This is a genomic window from Streptomyces anatolicus, assembly GCF_019400875.1.
GTDB lineage: Bacteria > Actinomycetota > Actinomycetes > Streptomycetales > Streptomycetaceae > Streptomyces > Streptomyces anatolicus.
In genome coordinates, this window is record NZ_WMBF01000239.1 from 1 (window position 1) to 9,564 (window position 9,564).

The following is a 9,564-nucleotide window of genomic DNA, read 5'->3' on the forward strand; positions in this document are numbered from 1 at the left end:
GGGGAACGCGGCCCCGCCCCGCCCCGGGGAATCCGCTCAAGCCCCGCAGGGACCCTCGGGGGCCCACCCCACTTGCCGCAGCCGTTAGGCTGGAGTCGTGGCAGTCGTCGATGTATCCGAAGAGCTCAAGTCCCTCTCCTCGACCATGGAGTCGATCGAGGCCGTCCTGGACCTCGACAAGATGAGGGCCGATATCGCCGTGCTCGAGGAGCAGGCGGCCGCGCCGTCCCTGTGGGACGACCCGGAAGCGGCACAGAAGATCACCAGCAAGCTGAGCCACCTCCAGGCGGAGGTCAGGAAGGCCGAGGCGCTGCGCGGGCGCATCGACGACCTCAGCGTGCTGTTCCAGATGGCCGAGGAGGAGGACGACTCGGACACCCGCGCCGAGGCCGAGTCCGAGCTGACCGCCGTCAGGAAGGCACTGGACGAGCTAGAGGTCCGTACGCTTCTCTCCGGGGAGTACGACGCCCGTGAGGCGCTCGTCACCATCCGCGCGGAGGCCGGCGGCGTCGACGCCTCCGACTTCGCCGAGAAGCTCCAGCGCATGTACCTGCGCTGGGCCGAGCGCCACGGCTACAAGACTGAGCTGTACGAGACCTCGTACGCGGAAGAGGCCGGCATCAAGTCGACCACCTTCGCCGTCAACGTCCCGTACGCCTACGGCACGCTCTCCGTGGAGCAGGGCACCCACCGCCTCGTCCGCATCTCGCCCTTCGACAACCAGGGCCGCCGCCAGACCTCCTTCGCCGGCGTCGAGATCCTCCCCGTGGTCGAGCAGACCGACCACATCGAGATCGACGAGAGCGAGCTGCGCGTCGACGTGTACCGCTCCTCGGGCCCCGGCGGCCAGGGCGTCAACACCACGGACTCCGCGGTCCGGCTGACCCACCTGCCCACCGGCATCGTCGTCTCCTGTCAGAACGAGCGCTCGCAGATCCAGAACAAGGCGACCGCGATGAACGTCCTCCAGGCGAAGCTCCTCGAGCGCCGCCGCCAGGAGGAGCAGGCGAAGATGAACGCCCTCAAGGGCGACGGCGGCAACTCCTGGGGCAACCAGATGCGTTCGTACGTCCTGCACCCGTACCAAATGGTCAAGGACCTGCGTACGGAGTTCGAGGTCGGCAATCCCGAGTCCGTCTTCAACGGCGAGATCGACGGATTCCTGGAAGCCGGAATTCGCTGGCGCAAGCAGCAGGAGAAGTAAAAACCGCCCGGAGCGGTTTTATCGACAAGGCAACTGCCGCCCAAGAGGCGGCAGTTGCCTTTTACGTCACAGTCACATCTCCCTACGCCGGTCAACTGCCCCGATAACGGACATCGCGCCCGCAACGACCTTGACGCTGCTGTGAAAAGTGGAAAGGCTAGCGCGCGGCATGCGTATTCCTGGGGTGCGTGGGATCTGTGGGGGCTGATCGTTCGCCCCCGGAACGCCGCCTCGGACGCTGCCTCTCTGACGCTTCAGCTACTGGGGGTAGCAACCAGATGACCAAGAAGACGCGGATCCGTGTCGCGCGGATAGCCGCCGGTGCGGTGATCGCCGCCGGTGCCTCGCTGACCGCCGCGGGTGCCGCATCGGCCCTCGACGTCGACCTCGGCCCCGTGGGCGTGGGCGCCCATGCGGACGACAGCGGTGTCGGTGTGGACGTCGACGTCGAGCCGGACGAGGAGCCGACCGACCCGGGGCTCCCGACGGAGGAGCCGACGGACGACCCGCCGGAGCCGACCAACGAGCCGACCGAGCCGACCGACCCGCCGGAGCCCACCGAGAAGCCCACCTCGGACCCGACGGACCGGCCCACCTCGGACCCGGGTGACCCGGGCAACGAGGGCAACGGAAACGGCGGCAACGGCAACGGAAACGGCAACGGAAACGGCGGGGGCAACGACACCGACCCCGCCGGCGGCTCCAACCCCGTCGAGCAGGGCCAGGGCAAGGACAGCCTCTCCGACACCGGCTCCGGCACCGGCACTGGCACCGGCACCGGCACCGGCTCCAAGCCCGTCGAGCAGGGCGGCAACAAGGGCGACAAGGCCGAGCTCGCCGACACCGGCGCCACCGAGATCACCTTCCTGGTGATCGGCGCCGCCACGATGATCGCCGGCGGCATCGGCTTCCGCATCCTGCCGCGCCTCGCCGGCAACCGCGCCGCCGTCTGACACGGGCGCCGACGTCAGGACGTACGTACATACATAAAGTGAGCGTACGGACATACGTAAAAGAAGGGCCCGGAGCTTCCTGAAGCTCCGGGCCCTTCCCTGTATGCCTACGTGACGCTACGTGCCTACGCGGAACGCGCCAGCAGCGCGACCGCCGCGATCAGCACCACGAGCAGCGCTATCAGTGCCGCGGGATTGAGGCCCGCGAAGGGCCCTTCCTGCTGTATGCGCTCGCGATTGGCCCGGCACACGGGGCAGCGGCCTTCACTCACGGGCGCTGCGCAGTTCGCGCATACCAACCGATCCAGGGTCATGCGCTTCTCCTCCCGCACAGTCTCAGCCTGCCCAACGCTACGGGGAACCCAATCGTTCCCCTTACCACTGTGCCAGCTTCCGCGGGTTTCGGCGCGGCCCGCCGTCCCACGCCGGTTCCGCCGCGATCAGTACGTCGGCACTTCCGGGGACAAATCGCGCAACTCCGGACGCCGACTGCGCTCCCGCACCGGCTTCGCGTAGGGTCACGCACACCTACCCCCGGCAACCCGTGGTGCATCCGTGATCCGTTTCGACAACGTCTCCAAGGCCTACCCCAAGCAGACCCGCCCCGCCCTCAGGGATGTCTCCCTGGAGATCGAGAAGGGCGAGTTCGTCTTCCTTGTGGGGTCCTCCGGCTCCGGAAAGTCCACTTTCCTGCGGCTCGTGCTGCGCGAGGAGCGCACCAGCCACGGCCAGGTGCACGTCCTCGGCAAGGACCTCGCGCGCCTGTCCAACTTCAAGGTGCCGCACATGCGCCGCCAGTTGGGCACCGTCTTCCAGGACTTCCGCCTCCTGCCCAACAAGACCGTCGGTGAGAACGTGGCCTTCGCGCAGGAGGTCATCGGCAAGTCCCGCGGCGAGATCCGCAAGTCCGTGCCCCAGGTCCTCGACCTCGTGGGCCTCGGCGGCAAAGAGGACCGGATGCCGGGAGAACTCTCCGGAGGTGAGCAGCAACGAGTGGCGATCGCGCGCGCGTTCGTCAACCGCCCCAAGCTCCTCATCGCCGACGAGCCGACCGGCAACCTCGACCCGCAGACCTCCGTCGGCATCATGAAACTGCTCGACCGGATCAACCGCACCGGCACCACCGTCGTGATGGCCACCCACGACCAGCAGATCGTGGACCAGATGCGCAAGCGGGTCATCGAGCTGGAGAAGGGCCGTCTCGTGCGCGACCAGTCGCGCGGCGTCTACGGCTACCAGCACTGAGACGCCCCCCGTCTCGCTCGTACGTCTGATTCACCTGATCCACTGAAAGGCCGCCATGCGCGCCCAGTTCGTCCTGTCGGAGATCGGCGTCGGTCTCCGTCGCAATCTCACGATGACCTTCGCGGTCATCGTCTCCGTAGCGCTCTCGCTCGCCCTCTTCGGCGGCTCGCTGCTCATGCGTGACCAGGTGAGCACGATGAAGGGCTACTGGTACGACAAGGTCAACGTCTCGATCTTCCTGTGCAACAAGGCCGACGCCGAGCAGGACCCCAAGTGCGCCAAGGGCGCCGTCACGAACGAGCAGAAGGACCAGATCCTCGGCGATCTGAAGAAGATGCCGGTCGTGGACAAGGTCACGCACGAGACGGCGGACGAGGCTTACAAGCACTACAAGGAGCAGTTCGGCGACTCCCCGCTCTCCAGCTCCCTCACGCCGGACCAGATGCAGGAGTCGTACCGCATCAAGCTGAAGGACCCGGAGAAGTACCAGGTCGTCGCGACCGCCTTCTCGGGCCGCGACGGCGTGCAGTCCGTGCAGGACCAGAAGGGCTATCTGGACAACCTCTTCGGGCTCCTCAACGGCATGAACTGGGCGGCGCTCGCGGTGATGGCGCTGATGCTCGTCGTCGCGCTGATGCTGATCGTCAACACCGTGCGCGTCTCGGCGTTCAGCCGCAGACGGGAGACCGGCATCATGCGGCTGGTCGGCGCCTCCAGCTTCTACATCCAGATGCCGTTCATCATGGAGGCCGCCGTCGCCGGACTCATCGGCGGCGCCGTCGCCTGCGCGATGCTGCTCGTCGGCCGCTACTTCATGATCGACCACGGTCTCGCGCTCGCCGAGAAGATCAACCTCATCAACTTCATCGGCTGGGACGCCGTCCTGGCGAAGCTCCCGCTGGTGCTCGCGATCGGTCTTCTGATGCCCGCGCTTGCCGCGTTCTTCGCGTTGCGCAAGTACCTCAAGGTGTGACAAGTACCCTCGTCGTTCCAGGGCGCCGTACGGTTCAACCCGCCGTACGGCGCCTTCCGTTGTCCTAGACTCACCGTCATGTCAGGTCTCGACCGGTTCGCCGATCGGTGCTCAGTGCCCCGCCGCATCCGCCGCGGGGCGACGCTGACATTGGTCTTCGCGAGCGTCCTCGCCACCGGCGCCGCCACCGGTTCCTGGAGCGAGGCGGCCGACGACGGCCGGAAAACACCTCCTCCTTCGGTACGTTCGAACGCCTCGGCCCCGCTGCGGGGCGCCGATACCGCCGAGGAGGCCGCCGACGCCGCCGCCGACGCCATGGCCGACGGCAAGAACGCCAAGAAGGCCGCCGAGGAAGCCGTCAGCCGCAGCGGGGACCGCTGGGGTTCGGTGTACTCGCACGGGGAGTACGAGGAGTTCGAGCAGGCCCTCGGCGGCGCCTACACAGGCGTCGGGCTGTGGGCCCGGCGCGGGGCCGACGGACGTATCGAGGTCTCCCGGGTCCAGCGAAACGGGCCCGCCGACCGCGCGGGGATCCGCGAGGGCGACCGGCTGCGCTCCATCGACGGCGAGCGCGTCACCGGCCGCCCCGTCACGGAGGTCGTCGCCCTGCTGCGCGGCGACCGCGCCGGCACCCCGGTGCGCCTCGGCCTGACGCGCTCCACGCGCGCGTGGAGCGAGACGCTGCGCAGGGCCCGCCTCTCCACGGACTCCGTCACCGTCTCCCGGCTGCCCGGCGGCGCGACGCTGATCAAGGTCGCCGCGTTCACCAAGGGCTCCGGAGAGGCCGTGCGGAGCGCGGTGCGCGAGGCCCCCGACGGCGCCGGGATCTTGCTCGACCTGCGCGGGAACTCCGGAGGACTGGTCTCGGAGGCGGTCACCGCCTCGTCCGCGCTGGTCGACGGCGGTCTCGTGGCGACGTATGACGTACGGGGCGTACAGAAGGCCCTGCACGCCCGGCGGGGCGGTGACACCGAACGGCCGGTGGTCGCGCTCGTCGACGGCGGCACGATGAGCGCGGCCGAGCTGCTCACGGGGGCGCTGCAGGATCGCGGCCGCGCGGTCGTGGTGGGCTCGCGGACCTTCGGCAAGGGGGCGGTCCAGATGCCGAGCCGCCTTCCCGACGGCTCCGTCGCCGAGCTGACCGTCGGCCACTACCGCACCCCGTCGGGGCGGGCCGTGGACGGGCGGGGCATCACCCCGGACCTGGAGGTCGAGGACGGGGCCAGGGCGCGGGCCGAGACAGTATTGACTGGCCTCGGACCCCCCTCATAGTGCGAAAATGGCCGCACTATGGCTAAGGAAAAGGTAAAGCGCAAGGCCGCGAAGGCCAACGAGAAGGCCCCCGCGCGCAAGATGATCGCGCAGAACAAGAAGGCCCGGCACGACTACCACATCCTCGACACCTACGAGTGCGGCCTGGTGCTGATGGGCACCGAGGTCAAGTCGCTCCGGCTCGGCAGGGCCTCCCTGGTGGACGGCTTCGTGCACATCGACGGTGGCGAGGCGTGGCTGCACAACATCCACGTGCCGGAGTACGTCCAGGGCACCTGGACCAACCACTCCGCCACGCGCAAGCGCAAGCTCCTGCTGCACCGCGCGGAGATCGACAAGCTGCTGTCGAAGTCGCAGGAGACGGGTCACACGATCGTGCCCCTGTCGCTGTACTTCAAGGACAGCCGGGTCAAGGTCGAGATCGCGCTGGCGAAGGGCAAGAAGGAGTACGACAAGCGGCAGACGCTGCGGGAGAAGCAGGACACGCGCGAGACGAACCGCGCGATCTCGGCGGTGCGGCGGCGGCAGGGGATCGCCTAGCCTCCGGCCGGGCGCCCAGGAGGCCGGGTCGGCAGGAATAGGCTGGCACCGTCGGGCGTTGGTCACGTACGATGGGTCGTGCTCCTCACAGCAGGGGCACCGGGTCCCCGCCCAGCAGGGGCCCACATTGAAAAAACAACATGGGGATGATCGGTTTCGACAGCGGATGTCGAAGCAGGGGAAGCGAGCCGAGGAAGCGACAATGATCTCGTAAACCATATGTCGCAACAAATAATCGCCAATTCCAAGAGCGATTCCCAGTCCTTCGCCCTCGCTGCCTAATAAGCAGTGACTGAAGGACCCTAAATGGGTGTCAGCCCGGGAGTGTTCCCGACCCGGATCCTGGCATAATCTAGGGAACTAAACCGCCGCACCCGGTCACGGGGTGCGACGGGAAATCAAACAGTGACTGGGCCCGTCGGAGACTTGTTCGCGAGATCTCCGGGGCCGAGAAAATCGTAGCGAACTGCGCTCGGAGAAGCCCTGATTCTGCACCGTTGGACGCGGGTTCGATTCCCGCCATCTCCACAATTCCCATGTGAGGTTGAAGCCCTCTGGCCCCCGGCCAGGGGGCTTCTTCTGTCTGTCGCCCGGGTTTATCCTCCTGGGCCATGAGTAGACCCGTGAGACGCGTCAACCACCGTATGCGCCACTGGATCTGGCCCGCCGTGCTCGCCGTCGCGGCGGCCACTCTCTCCGCCGGCTCCCCGGCCGGTGCGGACGCCGACCGGTCCGGCCTGCCGGAAGCCATCGACACCATCCTCGGTGACCCCCGTATGGAGGGCGGCGTGGCCAGTGTGGTCGTCGCCGACGCCGCGTCCGGTGACGTCCTCTACCAGCACCGGTCCAGCGGGCGCCTCATGCCCGCCTCCAACACCAAGATGCTCACGGCCGCCGCCGCCATGGAGCTGCTGGGGCCCGGCCACCGGTTCACCACCGACGTGCTCGCCGACGGAGAGCGGCGGGGCCGCGTCCTCCGCGGCGACCTGTATCTGCGCGGCACCGGAGACCCGACGACGCTCGCCGAGGACTACGACCGGCTCGCCGCCGAGATCGCCGAATCCGGGGTGCGACGGGTCTCGGGGCGGCTTATCGCCGACGACACCCGCTTCGACGACCGGCGCAACGGCGACACCTGGAGCGCCGACGACGAGTCCGCGTACTACGCGGCGCAGATCAGCGCCCTGAGCGTCGCGCCCGACAAGGACTACGACACCGGGACGGTCGTCGTCGAGGTCGCGCCCGGCGCCACGGCCGGGGAAAAGCCGCGCGTCACCGTGACGCCGAGGACGGATTACGTCGACATCGACCTGCGCGCCACCACCGTCGCCCCCGGCGGCGCCGACACCCTCGCCGTGGAGCGGCGGCACGGCGAGAACACCATCACCGTCACCGGTACGGTCCCGGCGGGCGGGGCCGTCACCAAGGAGTGGGTCACCGTCTGGGAGCCGACCGGGTACGCGGCCGCCGTCTTCCGGGACGCGCTCGCCGCGCACGGCGTGAAGGTGAGCGGGCCGACCAGGACCGGGGTCGCCACCCCCAAGGACGCGCGGCGGCTCGCCTCGCACGACTCCATGCCGCTCAAGGACCTCCTGGTCCCGTTCATGAAGCTCTCCAACAACATGCACGCCGAGTCGCTGACCAAGGCCATGGGCCACAAGGCGACGGGCAGGCGGGGGAGTTGGGGTGACGGCATCGCCGCGATCCACGGCTACCTGAAGACCGCGGGCGTCGACCCGGGCAAGCTGCGCCAGGTCGACGGCTCCGGACTCTCGCGCAAGGACAACGCGGCCGCCGACCAGTACATCAAGCTGCTGCGGTCGGCGAAGGGCGAGCCGTGGTTCCCCGACTGGTACGCGTCGCTGCCGGTGGCGTGCGCACCGGGCAAGTTCGCCGGCGGCACGCTGCGATCGCGGATGTGCGGGACCCCGGCGGCGCTCAACGTCCGCGCCAAGACGGGGACGTTGACGGGGGCGTCCGCGCTGTCCGGCTATGTGAAGGACAAGAGCGGGCGCGAGCTGGTGTTCAGCATCATCCTGAACAACCATCTGGCGCCCTCGGTGAAGGCGCTGGAGGACGCGATCGTGGTGACCCTCGCGTCGTCCACGCGGGAGGAGGCCGTGCCGGTCATGCCCCGCTCGATGCGCGGGGCGAGCGAGCGGGACGGCGACGTGGAGTGCTCGTGGCGCAAGCCTGCGCGCTGCTGAGCAGCAGGGCGAGGCAGGCGGCGGCGACCGGCACCCAGTAGCCCGCGGCGGGGCCCAGGCGCTCCGCCGCCAGGCCGCCGCCCGCCGCGCCGCACGCGATGCCCCCGAGGAGGCCGGTCACGGCGAGGGCCATGCCCTCGTTCAGCCGCCCCTCGGGGGTGCGGTGCTGGACGAGCGTCATCCCGGTGACCATCGTGGGCGCCGTCGCCATGCCCGCGATGAGCAGCGCCACGGAGAGGGCGATCAGAGAGCCCGTGACCGTCACCGCGAGCAGCGGCAGCGTCATCAGGGCGGCCATCGCCGCGCCGCACAGCAGGTGGCGGCGCACGAGCGGGCCGCGCGGCCTCGCGGCTCCGTAGACGAGGCCCGCCGCGCAGGATCCGGCGGCCTGAAGGGCGAGTATCGCGCCCGCCGCGGCCTTGTGCCCCCGCTCGTCGGCGTAGGCGATCGTGACGACTTCCAGCGAGCCGAAGACGGCCCCGGTGGCGAGGAAGACGACGAGCAGAGCGGGCATCCCACGCGCGCGGAGGGGCGATCCGGCTTCTGTGGCGCCTCTTGTACGTCCCTGGGGCGGGGGTTCCGTCGCCCGCTGGGCGGCGAAGATCAGTACGCCGGTCAGCAGCAGGACCACGCCGACCAGGGTGCCCGCCTGCGGGAAGAGGGCGCCGCAGAGGAAGGTGGCGAGGACCGGGCCGAGCATGAAGCACAGCTCGTCGGCGGCCTGTTCGAAGGAGTTCGCCGTGTGCAGGGCCGGGGCGTCGCCCTTGAGGAGGTGGGCCCAGCGGGCGCGGGACATGCCGCCGGTGTTCGGGGTCGTGGCCGTGGCGGCGTATGACGCGAAGAGTGTCCAGTCGGGCGCTCCGTAGCGCACGCAGAGCAGCAGGGAGAGCGAGCCGAGTGCGGCGATCGCGGTGGCGGGCACGGCGACGCGGGTCTGCCCGTGGCGGTCGACGAGCCGCGCGGTCCAGGGCGCCACGACGGCGGTCGCGGCGAGCCCGGTCGCGGTGACGGCCCCTGCCAGGGCGTACGACCCCCGGGCGCCGGAGATCATGATGACGGCGCTGACGCTGAACATGCCCATGGGGAGGCGGGCGATGAGGTTGCCGAGGGTGAAGGCGGTGGCGCCGGGGAGGGCGAAGAGGCGGGTGTAGGGGTTGCGGGGGCCATGGG

General features: G+C 69.4%; 9 protein-coding genes and 1 other RNA gene. 8 read left to right on the forward strand and 2 right to left on the reverse strand.

Annotated elements, in window-relative coordinates; genetic code table 11:
• Nucleotides 1–97 precede the first annotated feature (97 nt).
• Together prfB and GKQ77_RS20390 are read left to right on the forward strand one after the other, a co-directional pair.
• Nucleotides 98–1,204, forward strand: coding sequence for a peptide chain release factor 2 (gene prfB / locus GKQ77_RS20385; RefSeq protein WP_125513088.1), 1,107 nt, complete (start codon nucleotides 98–100; stop codon nucleotides 1,202–1,204).
• 278 nt (nucleotides 1,205–1,482) lie between these two features.
• Nucleotides 1,483–2,157, forward strand: coding sequence for an LPXTG cell wall anchor domain-containing protein (locus tag GKQ77_RS20390; protein WP_219690363.1), 675 nt, complete (start codon nucleotides 1,483–1,485; stop codon nucleotides 2,155–2,157).
• A 125-nt stretch (nucleotides 2,158–2,282) separates the two neighbouring features.
• On the opposite strand, the gene GKQ77_RS20395 is transcribed toward GKQ77_RS20390, so the two are convergent.
• On the reverse strand, nucleotides 2,283–2,471 hold the full coding sequence (locus tag GKQ77_RS20395) for a hypothetical protein (protein ID WP_125513086.1): 189 nt from the start codon (nucleotides 2,469–2,471) through the stop codon (nucleotides 2,283–2,285).
• A gap of 241 nt (nucleotides 2,472–2,712) precedes the next feature.
• On the opposite strand from GKQ77_RS20395, the gene ftsE reads away from it, so the two are divergent.
• From ftsE to dacB, 6 genes are all read left to right on the forward strand, one after another.
• Entirely contained in the window at nucleotides 2,713–3,402 is a 690-nt protein-coding gene (gene ftsE, locus GKQ77_RS20400; protein WP_030788113.1) for a cell division ATP-binding protein FtsE, read from the forward strand.
• Between the two features lie 55 nt (nucleotides 3,403–3,457).
• A complete protein-coding gene (ftsX, locus tag GKQ77_RS20405) occupies nucleotides 3,458–4,375 on the forward strand; it encodes a permease-like cell division protein FtsX (RefSeq protein ID WP_125513085.1) in 918 nt (305 codons plus the stop codon).
• 78 nt (nucleotides 4,376–4,453) lie between these two features.
• The gene (locus tag GKQ77_RS20410; protein WP_219690364.1) at nucleotides 4,454–5,647 is read left to right on the forward strand and encodes a S41 family peptidase; all 1,194 of its coding nucleotides are present in this window, start codon (nucleotides 4,454–4,456) and stop codon (nucleotides 5,645–5,647) included.
• 18 nt (nucleotides 5,648–5,665) lie between these two features.
• Nucleotides 5,666–6,187, forward strand: a complete 522-nt coding sequence (gene smpB, locus GKQ77_RS20415) for an SsrA-binding protein SmpB (RefSeq protein WP_125513084.1) — start codon at nucleotides 5,666–5,668, stop codon at nucleotides 6,185–6,187.
• Between the two features lie 142 nt (nucleotides 6,188–6,329).
• Nucleotides 6,330–6,718: a transfer-messenger RNA gene (gene ssrA / locus GKQ77_RS20420) on the forward strand.
• A gap of 80 nt (nucleotides 6,719–6,798) precedes the next feature.
• Entirely contained in the window at nucleotides 6,799–8,394 is a 1,596-nt protein-coding gene (gene dacB / locus GKQ77_RS20425; RefSeq protein ID WP_219690365.1) for a D-alanyl-D-alanine carboxypeptidase/D-alanyl-D-alanine endopeptidase, read from the forward strand.
• Here dacB and GKQ77_RS20430 read toward each other — a convergent pair.
• A partial coding sequence (locus tag GKQ77_RS20430) for an MFS transporter (RefSeq protein WP_258021635.1) occupies nucleotides 8,315–9,564 on the reverse strand: 1,250 nt, incomplete at its 5' end. The genes dacB and GKQ77_RS20430 overlap by 80 nt on opposite strands.